Origin of the sequence: Microbacterium sp. AG238 (assembly GCF_003610405.1) — a bacterium.
Lineage (GTDB): Bacteria > Actinomycetota > Actinomycetes > Actinomycetales > Microbacteriaceae > Microbacterium.
Genome location: NZ_RAQC01000001.1, coordinates 116,301 through 133,450, shown reverse-complemented (window position 1 = coordinate 133,450; position 17,150 = coordinate 116,301). Strand labels below are relative to the sequence as shown.

Sequence of the window (17,150 nt, the reverse complement as noted above, 5' to 3'; positions counted from 1 at the left end):
GCCCGCCGACATCACCCCCGACCGGTCCGAATCGCCCGGGACGGCGGCGCGCCTCACCGTCGGCTCTCGGGTCGCGGGTGACGCTTGTGACGTGCCCCTGGACTTCACCGCGATCGACTTCGAGACGGCGAACTCCTCCAGCGCGTCGGCATGTTCGGTCGGGCTCGTCCGCGTCCGCGACGGCGAAGTCGTCGCGTCCGACGGTTGGCTGATCCGCCCGCCCTCGGGTCACGACCGCTTCTTCGACATCAACGTCTCGATCCACGGCATCACCGCTGACGCTGTCGAGAGCGCCCCCGGCTGGGTCGCGCAGCTTCCGCGCCTGCTCGACTTCATCGGCGACGACGTGCTCGTGGCACACAACGCCGGATTCGACATGGCCGTCTTGCGCCGCGCTTGCGAGGCCACGGATGCCGCACTGCCCGCGCTCCGCTCGGTGTGCAGCGTGCAGCTCTCGCGCAAGACCTACCAGCTCGATTCCTATCGGTTGCCCCTGGTGGCCGCGGCGGTCGGGTTCCTCGACTTCGCACACCACGACGCCTTGGCGGATGCGCTCGCCTGCGCGCACATCACGATCGACGCGGCTCGCCGGGCCGGTGCGCACGACCTGGTCGAGCTCGCGATGCTCCTGGGCGTGCGCGTGCCCGAGCACGCGCCCATCGGCGCTTCGCTCCTGAGCCCGGCCTGACGGGATCGGTTGAGCCCCGTCCGGGATGTGGACAGCGGCCTCCTGATGTCGGAGGTCCGTGACACTATTCGAACATGCATTCGAATGGCGGGCTCGGCAGCGGGATAGGCAGCGACGCAGACGTCGACGCTCTCGCGCAGCTCGTCGCGGATGCCGAGGGTGCGGCGGATGATGCGCGGCTGGCGCAGATCCGTGAGGTTCGGGTGCTCGCTGCCGCCGGCGCGCTAGCCGAGCGGCAGGCTTCTGGCGCGTCCGAGCGCGTGAAGGCGCGGGAGATGGCGTTGCGAGGCATCGCCGCCGAGCTGGCCGGGGTGTTCGTTGCGACCGACCGCACCCTGCAACGCCGGATCGACGAGGCCCGCGACTTGGTGGACAACTACCCGCTCACGATGGCGGCGTGGGAGGCAGGCCGCATCGTCCGCGCTCACGTCCGGGTGATCCAGGAGGTGGGTTGCATCGTCCCGGCGGCAGATCGCGCGGAGTTCGAACGCGTCGCGATCGAGAAGTGCGAGGGCGAGACCCCCAACCGGGTGCGCGACGCACTGCGGATGCTGGCCGAACGCCTGCACCCCCGGAGCTTCACCGAACGACATCAGGAAGCCGTCACGGGGCGGTGCGTGCGAGTCCAGCCCGGCCCAGACGGGATGTCGGACCTGATCGCGACCCTGCCGACCGTCATCGCCGACGGGATCGTCGACCGCCTCACCCGGCAGGCGCGAGAGATCATCACCGCCCGCGCGCAGCCCGACGCCCCCGCCGCGCGAGCCGACGCAAACGGCGCTGCTCCCGGCATCCCCGCCGCCCGAGCCGACGCAAACGGCACCGAAACCGATGCTGACACAGCCATCCGCGTCGGGTCGTCGTTCGTCGACGACGCCCGCACCATCGACCAGGTCCGCGCGGACGTGTTCAGTGACCTTCTCCTCGCCGGGACACCCTCCCTCGACCCCACCGACGCAGGAGACGGCGACGGGACCCTCGGGGCGATCCGCGCACACGTGCAGGTCGCCGTATCGGCCCTCACCTTGATAGGTGAGGATGAGGGGCCGGCCGATCTCGCGGGACGCTCCCCCATCGACGCGGCCACCGCACGCGAACTCGCCGGCAACACCACCTCCTGGGCCCGACTACTCACCCACCCCGTCACCGGGACCGTGCTCGAATGCGACACCTACCGGCCCACGAACGCGATGATCCGGCTCCTGCGGGCACGTGACCGGCACTGCCGGTTCCCCGGATGCCGACAACCCGCCATCCGCTCCGAGATCGACCACACCATCGCCGCCTCCGACGGTGGGGCGACGCGCGTGCGCAACCTCGCTCATCTCTGCAAACGACACCACGACGTCAAACACCACACCCGATGGCACGTACGACAACTCACCGGCGGGAGACTCGTCTGGACCTCACCCACCGGACGGGTCTACCGCGAAGACGCACCCCCACCACTCGTCACCTTCACCGCGACAGACCCACCCGGCCCCGAGACTCCACCGTTCTGACGAGTCCGCCGGTTCGGCGTGCGCGAGTCGCCACCGGTTCGCCGTGCGCGAGTCGCCGCCGGTTCGCTGGCGCGGGCCGCCGATTCGGCGTACGCACGACCGCGGGCTCTGCGGGTGATTCCCCCGCCTCCCGATGACGCGCATTCCGATGGGCTTCCCCCTATGAGCTACGCGACCCCTGCGATCTCAGCGCGACACTCGTGAGCTGCGCGCAACGCGCACCGGCGTCGAGGAATGCGACAGCACGAAGGTGAACTCACGTCATGGCTCCCGTGATCACAGTGCTCCTCTGGGGAGGAACTACGCACCACCGACCGACGCCCCCTGCGCGCGCGGCCACGGGGCCCACCCGTCCGGTAGGTCGCCGAGCACCGCGCTGGCCCTCGACAGCCGATCCGCCGGGAATTCGTCTACGCGCGATTGGCTGGACCGGCCGCCCTCGGGGTATGTGAAGGCGTGCCGCACCGGAAGCTCGGCACCGGGCACGATGGCCTCGCGGAAGTTCCCGCTCGCCACGGCGAACATGTGCTGCTCGAGATCCGTCGCGACAGACCGCCACTCCTCGTCGCACGCATCGCAGCCGCAGTGCGGGTAACGCGCGTCGTGCAGCAGCCCCGAGTGCACCGAGATGCCCGGGTACACGTCGAAGACGACGGTCAGGGTCGCACACCGCGGATCGGACGGGCGGAGGCGCACTGCTCGTACGACGTCCGAGAAGCTCGGCCTGTTCAGGTCTCCGGCGACTGCGACACCCTCATCCACCACGACGTCGTACTCGTCGCGCAGGTGCGTGATGAGTGCGTCGGCGACAGAATGCAAGGGCGCGAAGCGCTCCGGATGCGTATCGACCGAGTACGTGTCTTCGGGCGGCGATCCCGGCCAGTGGTTGCCGTACTCGATGATTCTTCCCTCCGCGTCGTGGAAGACCGGCGCATCGATCTCGGGCCGTACGTAATCGCTCATTCCCGCATCCTCCCGCACCCGCCCCCACGAGACCCGAGAGCGCCGCGCCGCGCGCCGCCTCCGGGCGATGTCGGAACCACCCGGCATCCTGGACACATGGACGCCCCTCTCGTCTTCCTCCTCATCGTCGTCGCTGTCATCGCCGCCGCGGGCGGATGGTTCGCGGGCTCCGCGCGCGCCTCGCGTGACGGGGCAGCCGACCGCGCCCGTCTCGAAGCGCGTGCCGCGGTAGCGGAGGCCGAACGCGACGCGCACGCCGATCAGCTCGAGCGCCAACGCGAACTGCAGCGCGAGATGGGAACCCAAGCGCGACTCGACCAGGCAGCACGCGACGAACGCGAACGCCGAGAGCAAGCGGTGCTGCGCGCACTCGCCCCCGTACAGGAGTCGCTGCAGGCGATGCAGGCCAAGGTCGAACTCCTCGAGCGCGAACGCAGCGAGCAGTTCGGATCCGTCGCCGAGCAGCTGCGACTCGGGCGCGAGACCGACGAGGCTCTGCGATCCACGACCGAGTCGCTCGCCGGCGCCCTCCGCTCGAGCGCCGCCCGCGGTGTTTGGGGCGAAACGCAGCTCCGACGCATCGTCGAGTCGGCGGGGCTCACGCGCTACGTCGACTTCGAGCTGCAGTCCAGCATCTCGTCCGACAGCGGGGCGGGTCGGCCCGATCTGATCGTGCGTCTCCCGGGCGACAAGGCGCTCGCGGTCGACGCGAAGGTGCCCCTCGACTCCTATCTCGAAGCCAGCGCCATCCCCGTCACGGCGCAGGGTGACGACGCCCGGCGCCGCAAGGCGTTGCTGGCCGCGCACGTCAAAGCGGTCCGCGCTCACGTCGATGCGCTGGCGAAGAAGGCCTACTGGCAGGGTCTCAGCTCGAGTCCCGAGTTCGTGGTGTGTTTCATCCCGAGCGAGTCACTCCTCGCTGCGGCTCTCGACGAAGATCCCGCGCTGCTCGACTACGCGTTCAGCCGTCGCGTTGCGCTCGCCTCACCGGTCAACCTGTGGGCGGTGCTGAAGACCGTGGCCTACACCTGGACGCAGCAGGACGTCTCCGACGAGGCCCGGCGCCTGTTCGACCTCGGCAACGAGCTGTATCAGCGGCTCGGCGGCCTCGCATCGCACGCGAACGACCTGCGGCGCGCGATCGAGCGAACGGTCGAGTCCTACAACAAGTTCGTGGGAACGCTCGAGAGCCGGGTGCTCGTGACGGCACGGAAGTTCCCGGGCATCGACGAGACGCGGCTCGAAGCGGCGAACCCGCCCGCGCCGATCGAGACATCGACGCGGATGACGACGGCTCCCGAGCTGCTCAGCGCAGACGTCGGTGAACTGCGTGAGCGGCTGTGAGGACGACCGGAAGAGTCGCCCGGTCAGGCGGGGAACATGTTGACGAGGCCGACGACGGCGACCGACACCGCGACGAAAGCGCCGATCATCCACCACGCGCTCATCTGATGTCCCTCGGGGTGGCGCCGGCGCAGCAGCACGTCCGGACGTCGCGCGGGGTCGATCGTCACCGCGACCTGACCGGTCGGCGGGTTGTTTGCTGTCATCGACATGGTTCTCCGGGGTGCTGACGTGAGGGTGGTCATCGCCGTTGATACCGGTGCCCATTCTGACAGAGGCTTCCTGGGAGCATCAGTGGTTGACACGCAGTCGTGTCGCGATAGTTACCCGGCCGAACTCAGAGCCACTTCGACGTGAGGTGCTCCGAGGTGATTCGGCGCAACGTTCCCGAGGCGCCACGCAGCACGACGCTCTCGGTGTAGACGTAGTCGCCTTCCCGTCGAACACCCCCGACGAGCTCGCCGTTGGTCACGCCGGTCGCGACGAAGATCGTGTTCTTACCGCGCACGAGATCATCCGCCTCGTACACGTGACCGTCGAGGCTGAGGCCCGCGTCGATGCCGCGCTGCTTCTCATCGTCGTCGCGCGCCCACAGCCGGCCCTGGATGTGGCCGCCGAGAGCCTTGATGGCGCACGCCGTGACGATGCCCTCCGGGCTGCCGCCGATGCCCACGCACATGTCCGTTCGGGCGTTATGCCGTGCGGCGTTGATCCCGCCGGCGACGTCGCCGTCGCTCATCAGTCGCGTCCCCGCGCCGGCATCCCGGATCTCCTGGATCAGCTGCGCGTGGCGAGGCCGGTTCAGGACCGACACCACTAGTTCGTCGACCGGCTTGCCGAGCGCCTTCGCGAGCCGTCGGATGTTCTCGGCGATCGGCAGCCGGATGTCGACGACACCGACGCCCGCCGGCCCCGTGACGAGCTTGTCCATGTAGAACACCGACGAAGCATCGAGCATCGCCCCCCGGTCCGCCACCGCGATGACGGAGAGGGCGTTGTTACGCCCCTCGGCAGTCAATGTGGTGCCGTCGATCGGGTCGACGGCGATATCGGCCTGCGGGCCGCGACCGGTGCCGACCTTCTCGCCGTTGAACAGCATCGGAGCGGCATCCTTCTCGCCCTCGCCGATGACGATCACCCCGTCGAAGTTCACCGTCGTGAGGAACGCCCGCATCGCGTCGACCGCCGCCCCGTCGGCGAGTTCCTTCTGCCCGCGACCGATGAACGGCACCGAACGGATCGCCGCCGCCTCGGTCGCGCGCACGAGTTCGAGCGCGAGGTTTCGGTCGGGATGCAGCGGACTCATGTCGGCGGTCAAACTCACCATGGGCCACAGCATAGGTGCGGGCAGGCGTGAGGATCCGCCGCTTTCGGCCGCGCGCCCACGAAGGAATAGGGATTCTTAACGATTCCGTACATCCGGCCGCGCCGCGAACCCTTGGCAACAAGCGGCGTCGTTTCTCCGGCCGCCCCGCGGACGGCGGCAGCGGCCTTCGATAAAGTGGGCTCGGTAACACCGCCGATTTGAGGAGCTCTCATGCCCATCGCCACCCCCGAACAGTACGCAGAGATGCTGGATCGCGCGAAGGCCGGTGGTTTCGCCTACCCCGCCATCAACGCTGCCAGCTCGCAGTCCATCAACGCCGTCCTCCAGGGCCTGACCGAGGCCGGTTCCGACGGCATCATCCAGGTCACGACCGGTGGCGCCGACTACTTCGCCGGACACACCGTCAAGGGTCGCGCGACCGGCGCGCTCGCCTTCGCGAAGTTCGCGCACGAGGTCGCCAAGAACTACCCCATCACGGTCGCGCTCCACACCGACCACTGCCCGAAGCCCGCGCTCGATGACTTCCTGCTGCCGCTCATTACGGCATCGGAAGAGGCGGTCGCCGACGGCGGCCAGCCGATCTTCCAGTCGCACATGTGGGACGGCTCGGCCGTGCCGCTCGCAGAGAACATCGAGATCGCGAAGGAGCTGCTGCCCCGGATCAAGGCGATCCGCGCCATCCTCGAGGTCGAGATCGGCGTCGTCGGCGGCGAAGAAGACGGTGTCCAGCACGAAGGCTCCAACGACGCCCTCTACACCACGACCGGTGACGTGTCGCAGGTCGTCGACGCCCTCGGTCTCGGCGACCAGGGCCGCTGGATCGCCGCGCTCACATTCGGCAACGTCCACGGCGTCTACAAGCCGGGCAACGTCAAGCTCAAGCCCGAGCTGCTCGGCGAGATCCAGGCCGGCATCGCCTCGAAGTTCGGGACGGGCGAGAAGCCGCTCGACCTCGTCTTCCACGGCGGCAGCGGTTCGACCGACGAAGAGATCGCCCTCGCCGTCGCGAACGGCGTCGTGAAGATGAACATCGACACCGACACCCAGTACGCCTTCACGCGTTCGGTCGCCGGATTCATGTTCCAGAACTACGACGGCGTCCTGAAGGTCGACGGCGAGGTCGGCAACAAGAAGGCTTACGACCCGCGCGCGTGGGGCAAGAAGGCCGAATCCGCGATGGCTGCTCGCGTCGTCGAGGCGACCAAGCAGCTCGGCTCGTTCGGCAAGTCCCAGAGCTGACCACCAGCACGCGAACGACGACGCCCCGCGGATCAGTCCGCGGGGCGTCGTCGTTCGTCCTGGCCCGGATCAGCGGATCGTGGTCAGCCCGTCGAGAACACCGGGGTCCGACAGCAGCGGCGCCGCCAGCAGCAGGCTCACGATCACGAAGGTGACGATGGCGCCGACCAGCGGGATCCACCACGACAGACGGCGCAGCGACAACGACCACCACGACAGCACCGCGGTCAGCAGCCATCCGGCGCCGTAGACCACGGCGGCGGTGACGCCCCAGGCGCGTCCACCGGCGGGGTCGGCGAGCGTCGCGTCGATACCCGCCATATCCATCCACGTCTGCGCGAATCCGGCGAAGTCGACGAGCTGCGGGATCGCGCCCAGCACCGTGACCAGCCCGTAGGCGAGGAGAGCGACCGTGATGACGCGGTCGGCGAGTCGCGACGGACGCGCAGCCGACGTGGTCGGGCGCGGGGACGCGAGCCGCTGTGGCGCGGAGTCGTGGTGATGGGATGCCGCTGAGCCCGCCGGCACCTGCGCCGTCTCGACGACATCGGGGTGCGGCGCCTCTCCGCCGAGTGCCGCGATCCGGGCGCGCTGCTCCTCGGGGGTGGCGTATTCGCCGTACTGCGGGCGAGGGCGTTCCTGGTCGTCCATCATCGACCCCGTCCGCCGCGCGCGCGGGCATCTTGTTTGCCCGCGGCGTCGGTGCGCAGTTCCTTCGGCAGCGAGAACATGAGGTCCTCCTCCGCCGTGCGGATCTCGTCGACGTCGGCATAGCCCGCGTCTGCCAGGCTCGCGAGCACCTGCTGCACGAGCACCTCGGGCACCGACGCGCCGCTCGTGACCCCGACGGTGCGTACGCCCTCGAGCCACTCCTGGCGGATCTCGTCGGCGTAGTCGATGCGGTGAGCAGCGCGCGCGCCATACTCGAGCGCGACCTCGACGAGCCGCACGCTGTTGGACGAGTTCGCCGACCCCACGACGATGACGAGGTCGGTCTCGGCGGCGATCTTCTTGATCGCGACCTGACGGTTCTGGGTCGCGTAGCAGATGTCGTCCGACGGCGGATCCTGGAGCTCCGGGAACCGGGCGCGCAGGCGACGCACGGTCTCCATCGTCTCGTCGACCGAGAGCGTCGTCTGCGACAGCCACACCACCCGCGAAGGATCGCGGACCTCGACGGTGTCGGCGTGCTCGGGAGACGTGACGACCGTGATGTGCTCGGGCGCCTCGCCTGCGGTGCCCTCGACCTCTTCGTGTCCTTCGTGTCCGATGAGCAGGATCTCGCGATCATCGCGCGCGAACCGCACGGCCTCGCGGTGGACCTTCGTCACGAGCGGGCACGTCGCGTCGATCGCCTGCAGGCCCCGGTCCGACGCTGCGGACACGACCGCGGGCGACACGCCGTGCGCGCTGAAGACGACGTGCGCGCCCTCGGGAACGACGTCGACCTCGTCGACGAACACGGCGCCCCGTTCCTCCAGCTCACGAACGACGTGGATGTTGTGCACGATCTGCTTGCGCACGTAGACGGGAGCGCCGAAACGCTCGAGCGCCTTCTCGACGGCGACGACGGCACGGTCGACCCCGGCGCAGTATCCGCGCGGCGCTGCCAGCAGCACCCGCTTGGCGGCGCCCACAGGGATATCCTGGAGACGGCCGTGACGCCCCGGCACGCGGGGAACGGGCAGCCGGACGGCGGGAGTGCTCACTCCTCGATTCTACGAGGCGCATCCTGCCGGCCGCTCGGAACCGGCCGTGAGGAGCCCTATGCCGTCGTTCGAGACCGCGTCCGATCAGGCGCCGCCGCCGGATGCCGTCCACCCCCGCGACTCCTCGCCGCAGACGCCGACGTCGATCTCGCGACTCAACGAGACCATCCGCGACTTCGTGCAGCGGTGGAACGCGGTGTGGGTCGAGGGCGAGATCACCTCGTGGAACCTGCGAGGCGGGCATGTGTTCGGCCGTCTGAAGGATGCCGAAGCGGATGCCGCGCTGTCGTTCCGCCTCTGGTCGAGCACCCTGCAGCGCCTCGGCTCGAACCCGCAGGTCGGTGACCGCGTCGTCGCCTGTGTGAAGAGCGACTACTTCGTGAAGTCGGGCGACTTCTCCTTCACGGTCTCGGCCATGCGCCCGACGGGGCTCGGCGACCAGCTCGTCCAGCTCGAGCGGCTCCGCTCCCAGCTGCGAGCGGAGGGGCTCTTCGATCCGTCCCGCAAGAAGGCTCTGCCCTTCCTCCCCCACACCATCGGTCTGATCACGGGCGAGCGCAGCGACGCCGAGCGCGACGTGCACCGCAACGCCGAGTTGCGGTGGCCCCACGTCGCCTTCCGCACGGTGCACGCGGCCGTGCAGGGCGATCGATGCGTGCCCGAGACGATCGCGGCGCTGCGCACCCTCGACGCCGACCCCGAGGTCGACGTCATCATCATCGCCCGCGGCGGAGGCGACCCGCAGACTCTCCTGGGCTTCAGCGACGAGCGGCTGCTCCGCGCCGTGGCGGCGGCCACGACACCCGTCGTCTCGGCCATCGGCCACGAGAACGACCACCCACTGCTCGACGACGTCGCCGACCTGCGCGCGTCGACGCCGACCGATGCCGCCAAGCGCGTCGTGCCCGACGTCGTGGAACAGCGCGCGCTCGTGGAGCAGCTGCGCAGCCGCGCCCGGACCCGATTGACGCAGCGGGTCGCGCACGATCTCGCGCAGCTCGAACAGCTTCGATCGCGGCCCGTGCTGCGCAACCCCGAGTCGCTCATGACGACCCGCGCTCACGAGCTGCACATCCTCACGGCCCGCGGACGCGACATCGTGACGCGTCGCATGGACAGCGCGGGGCACGAGGTCGCTCGGCTCCGCGCGACTCTCCGCGCGCTGTCGCCGGGCGCGACGCTCGATCGCGGCTACGCGATCGCACATCTCGACGCCGGCGTCATCGTCCGTGAGGCGGCCCAGGCGCCGGCGGGCTCGCGCGTGACCGTCACCGTCGGTCGCGGCGCCTTCGCGGCGCGATCCGAGGGCGCCATCGACGACGGCGCCGCGCCCGCGGACGCGGCGGGCGCACCGACGGACCCGTCCTAGAATGGCTGACATGACTCCGCCGGCCGAAGGGCTCTCCGCCGACGTCGAGACCCTCAGCTTCGAACAGGCGCGCGACGAGCTCGTCCGTGTGGTTGCCGAGCTCGAGCAGGGGGCGCCGACTCTCGAGCAGTCGCTCGCCCTCTGGACGCGGGGCGAACAGCTCGCCGCACGATGCGAGGAATGGCTGCTGGGTGCCAAGCGCCGGCTCGACGAAGCGCGCGCGACGCGCGCGGACGACGCGTGATGGCCAAGGGCCCCCGCGTCGTCGCCGAGCTCGGGCGCCCCGAGACCCCCGACGAGACCGCGGCGCGCAAGGCGGCGTCGTCGCAGGTCTACCGATCGAGCCAGAACGTCCGCAACCTGCTGGCCGCACTCATCGTCACGGTCGCCGTGGTGGCCGTCATCGTCTTCGCCGTGCCTCGCGGCTCGGTACCCGAGCAACCCGGCATCGACGTCGCGGCGGTCGCGAGCGACCTCGGCTCGGGCATCGGCCGGCAGCTCGTCGCGCCGACGGTTCCCGAGACGTGGCGCGTGAACAAGGCCGAGCTCGCCGGAGACGACGTCCAGACCTGGGAGATCGTCTACGCCCCCGCGAGCGGATACGTCAACGTGCAGCAGGCATTCGACGCCGACGCCGGTTGGGCATCACGTCAGATCAGCGGCTCACGAACCACGTCGACCGAGACCATCGACGGGGTGGCGTGGGAAGTCTTCGAGATCCCCGACCCCGCTCGAGCCGGGAACATCTCCTACGCCCTGACGACCCAGGCGGGAGCCGACACGATCCTCGTCTACGGCGGCGGGGCCATCGACGCCGAGACCGTGCGCACCGCCGCGCGCGGCCTCGCGACACAGATCGTCGAACTGCAGGAGGAGACACCATGACGTCGACCGCGGCCGCTCCGGCATCCCCCACTCCCCAGGAAGCCTGGGATGAGATGCGGGCGGGCAACATCCGTTTCGTCGAAGGCACCCCGCGCCACCCCCGTCAGGACGTCGAGCGCCGCCACGAGATCGCCGGCTCGCAGACCCCGCGCGCCGCGCTGTTCGGCTGCTCCGACTCGCGCCTGGCCGCGGAGATCATCTTCGATGAAGGCCTCGGCGACCTTTTCGTGATCCGAAACGCCGGCCAGGTGATCTCCGACTCCGTCGTCGGCAGCCTCGAGTACGCGGTCGCGGTCCTGAACGTCCCGCTCATCGTCGTCCTCGCGCACGACGCGTGCGGCGCCGTGCGCGCCGCGATCGAGAGCACCGGGGTGGACGCTCCCCCGCTGCCGCCGCTCATCTGGCGGCAGATCTCTCCCATCGTGCCCGCCGTCCGCCGCGTGCTGCGGGCCGGGGCCGACTCCGGCATCACCCCCGAGAACGTCGACGCCGAGGTCGTCGGACGCGAGCACCTGCGCGACACGGTCGGGCAGCTGCTGCACGCATCCGAGCTCATCAGCACCGCCGTCGCCGAGGGCCGGCTGGCGATCGTCGGCGCGAACTACCGGCTCGGCGAGGGCGCCGCAGAACCCTCCATCATCCTCGGCGACGTCCACGACGACGCCGCATCCTGACGACATCCCCACCGAGAGAGGAACAACGACGTGACCGACATCGAGTACCGCATCGAGCACGACACCATGGGAGAGGTCCGCGTCCCCAAGGACGCCCTCTACGCCGCGCAGACCCAGCGCGCGGTCGAGAACTTCCCGATTTCGGGCTCCGGACTCGAGTCGAGCCAGATCGCCGCGCTCGCGCGGATCAAGAAGGCCGCCGCGCTCGCCAACAAAGAGCTCGGGACGCTCGACCCCGCCATCGCCGACGCGATCGCCGCCGCCGCCGATGAGGTCGTCACCGGCCGCCACGACGCCCACTTCCCCGTCGACACGTACCAGACCGGCTCGGGTACGTCGTCGAACATGAACATGAACGAGGTGCTCGCCACCCTCGCGACTCGTGCGCTCGGCAGCACGGTGCACCCGAACGATCACGTCAACGCCTCGCAGTCGTCCAACGACGTCTTCCCGACGTCGGTGCACATCGCCGTGACCCAGGCGCTCATCGACGACCTCATCCCCTCGCTCGACCACCTGGCGGTCGCCTTCGAGACCAAGGCGGAGGAGTGGAAGGATGTCGTGAAGTCCGGCCGGACACACCTCATGGACGCGACGCCGGTCACCCTCGGGCAGGAGTTCGGCGGATACGCACGCCAGATGCGTCTCGGCATCGAGCGCGTCCAGGCCGTGCTGCCCCGCGTCGGCGAAGTGCCCCTCGGCGGCACCGCCGTCGGGACGGGGATCAACACGCCTCTCGGCTTCCCGCAGAAGGTCATCGAGCTGCTCGCGGCCGAGACCGAGCTGCCGATCACCGAGGCGAAGGACCACTTCGAGGCTCAGGCCAACCGTGACGGTCTCGTCGAGGCGTCGGGGGCCCTTCGCACCATCGCCGTGTCGCTGACGAAGATCAACAACGACATCCGCTGGATGGGCTCGGGCCCGAACACCGGCCTCGGCGAGCTGCACATCCCCGACCTCCAGCCCGGCTCCTCGATCATGCCCGGCAAGGTCAACCCCGTCGTCCCCGAGGCCGTGCTGATGGTGTCGGCGCGGGTCATCGGCAACGACGCGACGGTCGCCTGGGCCGGCGCTTCGGGCTCGTTCGAGCTCAACGTCGCGATCCCCGTCATGGGAACCGCCCTGCTCGAGTCGATCCGCCTGCTCTCGAACGCCGTGCGTGTGCTCGCCGACAAGACGGTGGCCGGCCTGCAGGCGAACGTCGAGCGCGCAGCGGCGTTCGCCGGGATGTCGCCGTCGATCGTCACCCCGCTCAACAAGCTCATCGGGTACGAGGCCGCCGCGAAGATCGCCAAGCACTCCGTCGCGAAGGGCATCACCGTCCGCGAAGCGGTGATCGACCTGGGCTACGTCGAGCGGGGCGAGCTGACCGAAGCGCAGCTCGACGACAAGCTCGACCTGCTCTCGATGACTCACCCTGGTTGATAATCGGAGGGTGAACCCGTCGCGGTCGGAAGCCCGGCGCGCACGCATCCTGGGGATCGTCCTGGTGATCGTGTGCGCCGGCTTCGTCGTCGCCGCGATCGGCTCGCTGCTGGTCTTCCTCCTCGTCGGGGCGCGCCTCCCGTGGGCGGCGGTGCTGGTCTTCGCCCTCGTCGGGCTCGCGACCCTTCTCACCGTGGGGCTCGTCGGGTGGCCCCTGTTGGCGACACCGCCCCGCGAGGCGGCTGCGCAGGATGCCTTCGACGCCGCGGTCGAATCCCAGCGTCGGCTGCTCGACGACGTCCGCCACGAACTGAAAACGCCGATCGCGATCGTGCGCGGGCACCTCGAGCTCGTCGACGCGAGCGACCCGGCCGACGTCGACGCCGTGCGTGAGATCGCGATCGGCGAGCTCGACCGGATGACGCGACTCATCGGCGACATCGATCTTCTCGCCTCCGTGGAGGGCGAACGCTTCACGATGGACGAGGTCGACATCGAGAGCCTCACCCAGAGGGTCGTCGACCTGGTCACCGTGATCCCGGGACACGAATGGGCGGTGGAGTCGACACAGCGCGGCATCATCCACGGCGACGCGGACCGTCTGCTGCAGGCCTGGCTGCAGCTCGCCGACAACGCCGCCAAACACACCCCCGCCGGCACCGCGATCGAGCTCGGCAGCGGTGTCTACGCGGGGGCCTTCCACCTCTGGGTCCGCGACCACGGCCCCGGCATCCCGCCGGCTGCCCGACACCGCATCTTCCGCCGCTTCGACCGGGGCGGTCGGCGTCGTTCGGCGGGCGGGTCCGGACTGGGCCTCGCGATCGTCGACGCCATCGCCAAAGGCCACGGCGGCTCCTGCACCGTCACCGAGACACCCGGCGGCGGCGCCACCTTCACCATCACGATCCCGCTCCGCTCGACCCTGCGCCTACCGGCGCCGGTGCGGGCCGGGGAAGTCGTGCTCCAGCGCAAGGAGATCGGATGACCCGCATCCTGCTCGTCGATGACGAACCCCACATCATCGCCCTCCTCGAGCGCGCCTTGCGCACCGAGAACCTCGAGCCCGTCGTCGCCGAGGACGGTGAGACGGCGCTCGAGCTGCTCGACACCGAGGAGATCGACCTGGTCATCCTCGACGTCGGGCTGCCGGGCATCGACGGCTTCGACGTCCTGCGCCGCATCCGCGCGTCGGGTTCGGCCGTCCCCGTGATCATGCTGACGGCGCGCAGCGGCACGAACGACACCGTCGAGGGCCTGGATGCCGGCGCGAGCGACTACGTGCCCAAGCCGTTCGTCGTGGCTGAGCTCCTCGCCCGGGTGCGGTCGCGCCTGCGCGAGACTCCGGGGCCGGCCACCGTCATCACGCGCGACGGAGTGAGCCTCGACATGCTGACCCGGCGCGCCACGGTCGACGGCCGCGACATCGACCTGTCGGCACGCGAGTTCGCCCTCGCGGAGCAATTCCTCCGCCACGCCGGCGAGGTCCTCAGCCGTGAGACGTTGCTGAGCCGGGTGTGGGAGCTCGACTTCGACCCCGGCTCCAACGTCGTCGACGTGTACGTGCGCTATCTGCGGGGCAAGGTCGGCGCATCCCGCATCGTCACGGTCCGGGGCGAGGGGTACCGCTGGGACTGAGGCCGGCTCCGCACTCTGCGGAACGGAGCCGGCGCGTCCCGTTCCTCAGCTGAGCTCGCCGGCTTCCAACAGGTCGGTGACGAGCGCCGCGATAGCCGAACGCTCCGAGCGCGTGAGCGTCACGTGTCCGAACAGGTCATGGCCCTTGAGCGTCTCGATCACCGATGCGATGCCGTCGTGACGACCGACCCGGAGGTTGTCGCGCTGGCCCACGTCGTGTGTGAGCACGACACGCGAGTTCTGACCGATCCGGCTGAGTACCGTCAGCAGGACGTTGCGCTCGAGCGACTGCGCCTCGTCGACGATGACGAACGCGTCGTGCAGCGAACGTCCGCGGATGTGGGTCAGCGGCAGCACCTCGAGCAGCCCGCGGGCGATGATCTCCTCCACGACGTTGCCGGAGACGACCGAACCCAGCGTGTCGAAGATGGCTTGACCCCAGGGGCTCATCTTCTCCTGGGCATCGCCGGGGAGGTACCCGAGCTCCTGGCCACCGACGGCGAAGAGCGGACGGAACACGATGATCTTGCGCTGCTGCTGCCGTTCGAGCACCGACTCCAGCGCCGCGCACAGCGCGAGTGCCGACTTGCCGGTTCCGGCCCGGCCTCCCAGCGACACGATGCCGACATCCGGATCGAGGAGCAGGTCGATCGCGATCCGCTGCTCGGCGGAGCGTCCGTGCAGCCCGAAGACGTCGCGATCACCGCGCACGAGCCGGAACGACCCGGGACCGGTCACCCGCCCGAGGGCCGACCCCCGCTCCGAGTGGATCACGAGCCCGGTGTTCACGGGCACCCCGCGCACCTGGTCGCTCGTGGCGACCTCGCTCTCGTACAGGTCGCTCATCTCGTCGCCCGAGAGATCGATGCCCGCGATGCCGGTCCATCCCGAGTCCACGGCCTGCTCGGCCAGATACTCCTCGGCACTGATGCCGAGCGAGGCAGCTTTGACACGCATCGGAAGGTCCTTCGACACCACCGTGACGGGCTGGCCTTCGTGGGCGAGGTGCATCGCGACGGCGAGGATGCGCGTGTCGTTGTCGCCGAGGCGCATCCCGGCCGGCAGCACCGAGGGATCGGTGTTCGTCAGCTCGACGCGCAGCGTGCCGCCCTCACCGACGGGAACCGGGAAGTCGAGCCGACCGTGCTCGACCCGCAGGTCGTCGAGGTGTCGCAGCGCCTGGCGCGCGAAGTAGCCGATCTCGGGATCGTGCCGCTTGGCTTCGAGTTCGGTGACGACCACGACGGGGACGACGACCGAGTGCTCGGCGAAGCGGAACAACGCTCGCGGATCACTCAGCAGCACCGATGTGTCCAGAACGTAGGTGCGCAGCTCCTGATCGAGGTCGTCACCTCCGTAGTGGATGACGCGACGCTGCTGCTCTGTTGCTCGTGCGGCCACAACCCACTCCCCGCCTCGGGTGTCTCACCCGATTAACACGAGTCGACCGTGGGTCACGAGTCGTGAGAAGGCCGACTCGAACGGGCGCCGTGCCCGTTGCGACGACAGTACGGCGGGTGACCGGCAGCGGGAGAAACCGACACGCCCACGAACGTTTCGAGACGGTGAACTCTGCGTTGCGGGCGTCGGCGTCAGCCGCCGAATCGACGATCGCGCGTCGCGAAGTCGCGGATCGCGCGCAGGAAGTCCACTTCGCGCAGGTCGGGTCCGAGCGCCTCGACGAAGTAGAACTCGCTGTGCGCGGACTGCCAGAGCAGGAAGTCGCTCAGCCGCTGCTCGCCCGAGGTCCGGATGACGAGGTCGGGATCGGCCTGTCCGCCGGTGTAGAGGTGCTCGCCGATCTGCTCCGGGGTCAGGCTCTCCGCGAGCTCTTCCATCGACCCACCCCGCTCGTGGTGGCTCGTGATGATGCTCCGCACGGCATCCACGATCTCGCCGCGCCCGCCGTAGCCGACTGCCAGGTTGACGTGGAGCCCGGTGTTGTCCCGCGTGTGCGCCTCCGCCTTCGCGAGGACCCGCGCGAGGTCATCCGGGAGCTGAGCGGCCCGGCCGACGTGCTGGACGCGCCAACCCGGCTCGTTCGAGAGCGTCTCGGCGAGCTCTGCGATGATCTCAAGCAGGTCGGCGAGCTCGCGCGAGTCGCGCTTGGCGAGATTGTCGTGCGACAGCAGGTACAGCGACACGACGCGGATGCCGAGCTCGTCGCACCAGCGGAGGAACTCGTGCATCTTCGCCGCGCCGGCACGGTGCCCCTCGGCGGGAGTCGGATATCCCGCCTGGCGCGCCCAGCGCCGATTGCCATCGATCATCATCGCGACGTGATGTGGAACCGTCTCCGGTGTCAGGTGCCGGCGCAGCCGGGACGCATACAGTCGATAGAGGGGTCCTCGTCCGCGGTTCGCAGCCACTCCCCTACGCTACTCCCCGAC

18 protein-coding genes are annotated in these 17,150 nt (G+C 69.6%); 11 read left to right on the top strand and 7 right to left on the bottom strand.

Translation table 11 applies throughout. The features are described from left to right. The first annotated feature begins 91 nt into the window (after window positions 1-91). Both DEU36_RS00570 and DEU36_RS00565 read left to right on the top strand, forming a co-directional pair. Window positions 92-688 (top strand): exonuclease domain-containing protein, encoded by a 597-nt coding sequence (locus DEU36_RS00570; RefSeq protein WP_120262458.1) that lies wholly within the window; start codon window positions 92-94, stop codon window positions 686-688. A 74-nt stretch (window positions 689-762) separates the two neighbouring features. Next, window positions 763-2,190, top strand: a complete 1,428-nt coding sequence (locus DEU36_RS00565; RefSeq protein WP_120262457.1) for an HNH endonuclease signature motif containing protein — start codon at window positions 763-765, stop codon at window positions 2,188-2,190. A gap of 300 nt (window positions 2,191-2,490) precedes the next feature. On the opposite strand, the gene DEU36_RS00560 is transcribed toward DEU36_RS00565, so the two are convergent. After that, window positions 2,491-3,153, bottom strand: a complete 663-nt coding sequence (locus DEU36_RS00560; RefSeq protein ID WP_120262456.1) for a DUF6226 family protein — start codon at window positions 3,151-3,153, stop codon at window positions 2,491-2,493. 96 nt (window positions 3,154-3,249) lie between these two features. On the opposite strand from DEU36_RS00560, the gene DEU36_RS00555 reads away from it, so the two are divergent. Then, the gene (locus DEU36_RS00555) at window positions 3,250-4,497 is read left to right on the top strand and encodes a DNA recombination protein RmuC (RefSeq protein ID WP_120262455.1); all 1,248 of its coding nucleotides are present in this window, start codon (window positions 3,250-3,252) and stop codon (window positions 4,495-4,497) included. Between the two features lie 23 nt (window positions 4,498-4,520). Here the strand turns inward: DEU36_RS00555 and DEU36_RS00550 are convergent, their stop codons facing one another. Together DEU36_RS00550 and glpX are read right to left on the bottom strand one after the other, a co-directional pair. Continuing rightward, the gene (locus DEU36_RS00550; protein WP_023950432.1) at window positions 4,521-4,703 is read right to left on the bottom strand and encodes a hypothetical protein; all 183 of its coding nucleotides are present in this window, start codon (window positions 4,701-4,703) and stop codon (window positions 4,521-4,523) included. 131 nt (window positions 4,704-4,834) lie between these two features. After that, window positions 4,835-5,824: a class II fructose-bisphosphatase gene (glpX, locus tag DEU36_RS00545; protein WP_036304839.1), complete on the bottom strand. Its 990-nt coding sequence runs from the start codon at window positions 5,822-5,824 to the stop codon at window positions 4,835-4,837. Window positions 5,825-6,034: 210 nt separating this feature from the next. Here glpX and fbaA point away from each other — a divergent pair, with 210 nt between their 5' ends. Next, entirely contained in the window at window positions 6,035-7,063 is a 1,029-nt protein-coding gene (gene fbaA / locus DEU36_RS00540) for a class II fructose-bisphosphate aldolase (RefSeq protein WP_120262453.1), read from the top strand. 69 nt (window positions 7,064-7,132) lie between these two features. On the opposite strand, the gene DEU36_RS00535 is transcribed toward fbaA, so the two are convergent. Continuing rightward, the gene (locus DEU36_RS00535; RefSeq protein WP_120262452.1) at window positions 7,133-7,714 is read right to left on the bottom strand and encodes a DUF6264 family protein; all 582 of its coding nucleotides are present in this window, start codon (window positions 7,712-7,714) and stop codon (window positions 7,133-7,135) included. Beyond that, on the bottom strand, window positions 7,714-8,772 hold the full coding sequence (locus DEU36_RS00530; RefSeq protein WP_183045257.1) for a 4-hydroxy-3-methylbut-2-enyl diphosphate reductase: 1,059 nt from the start codon (window positions 8,770-8,772) through the stop codon (window positions 7,714-7,716). The genes DEU36_RS00535 and DEU36_RS00530 overlap by 1 nt, the downstream gene beginning before the upstream one ends. A gap of 58 nt (window positions 8,773-8,830) precedes the next feature. On the opposite strand from DEU36_RS00530, the gene xseA reads away from it, so the two are divergent. The 7 genes from xseA to DEU36_RS00495 are packed head-to-tail and all read left to right on the top strand — an operon-like array spanning window position 8,831 to window position 14,760. Next, window positions 8,831-10,141 carry an exodeoxyribonuclease VII large subunit gene (gene xseA / locus DEU36_RS00525; protein ID WP_120262450.1) on the top strand — a complete coding sequence of 437 codons (1,311 nt, stop codon included), beginning with the start codon at window positions 8,831-8,833 and terminating at the stop codon, window positions 10,139-10,141. 10 nt (window positions 10,142-10,151) lie between these two features. Then, on the top strand, window positions 10,152-10,385 hold the full coding sequence (locus tag DEU36_RS00520; RefSeq protein WP_023950420.1) for an exodeoxyribonuclease VII small subunit: 234 nt from the start codon (window positions 10,152-10,154) through the stop codon (window positions 10,383-10,385). Further along, window positions 10,385-11,026 carry a DUF4245 family protein gene (locus tag DEU36_RS00515; protein ID WP_120262449.1) on the top strand — a complete coding sequence of 214 codons (642 nt, stop codon included), beginning with the start codon at window positions 10,385-10,387 and terminating at the stop codon, window positions 11,024-11,026. Before DEU36_RS00520 ends, DEU36_RS00515 begins: the two co-directional genes overlap by 1 nt. After that, window positions 11,023-11,700, top strand: a complete 678-nt coding sequence (locus tag DEU36_RS00510; RefSeq protein ID WP_120262448.1) for a carbonic anhydrase — start codon at window positions 11,023-11,025, stop codon at window positions 11,698-11,700. Before DEU36_RS00515 ends, DEU36_RS00510 begins: the two co-directional genes overlap by 4 nt. Window positions 11,701-11,730: 30 nt before the next feature. Next, window positions 11,731-13,125, top strand: a complete 1,395-nt coding sequence (locus DEU36_RS00505) for an aspartate ammonia-lyase (protein ID WP_120262447.1) — start codon at window positions 11,731-11,733, stop codon at window positions 13,123-13,125. A gap of 10 nt (window positions 13,126-13,135) precedes the next feature. Further along, the gene (locus tag DEU36_RS00500) at window positions 13,136-14,110 is read left to right on the top strand and encodes a cell wall metabolism sensor histidine kinase WalK (protein ID WP_259455158.1); all 975 of its coding nucleotides are present in this window, start codon (window positions 13,136-13,138) and stop codon (window positions 14,108-14,110) included. Then, window positions 14,107-14,760 (top strand): response regulator transcription factor, encoded by a 654-nt coding sequence (locus tag DEU36_RS00495; RefSeq protein ID WP_120262446.1) that lies wholly within the window; start codon window positions 14,107-14,109, stop codon window positions 14,758-14,760. The genes DEU36_RS00500 and DEU36_RS00495 overlap by 4 nt, the downstream gene beginning before the upstream one ends. 45 nt (window positions 14,761-14,805) lie before the next feature. Here DEU36_RS00495 and DEU36_RS00490 read toward each other — a convergent pair whose 3' ends face one another. Further along, window positions 14,806-16,161 carry a PhoH family protein gene (locus tag DEU36_RS00490; protein WP_396652141.1) on the bottom strand — a complete coding sequence of 452 codons (1,356 nt, stop codon included), beginning with the start codon at window positions 16,159-16,161 and terminating at the stop codon, window positions 14,806-14,808. Window positions 16,162-16,352: 191 nt separating this feature from the next. Further along, window positions 16,353-17,129, bottom strand: coding sequence for an isoprenyl transferase (locus DEU36_RS00485; RefSeq protein WP_120262445.1), 777 nt, complete (start codon window positions 17,127-17,129; stop codon window positions 16,353-16,355). Window positions 17,130-17,150 lie beyond the last annotated feature (21 nt).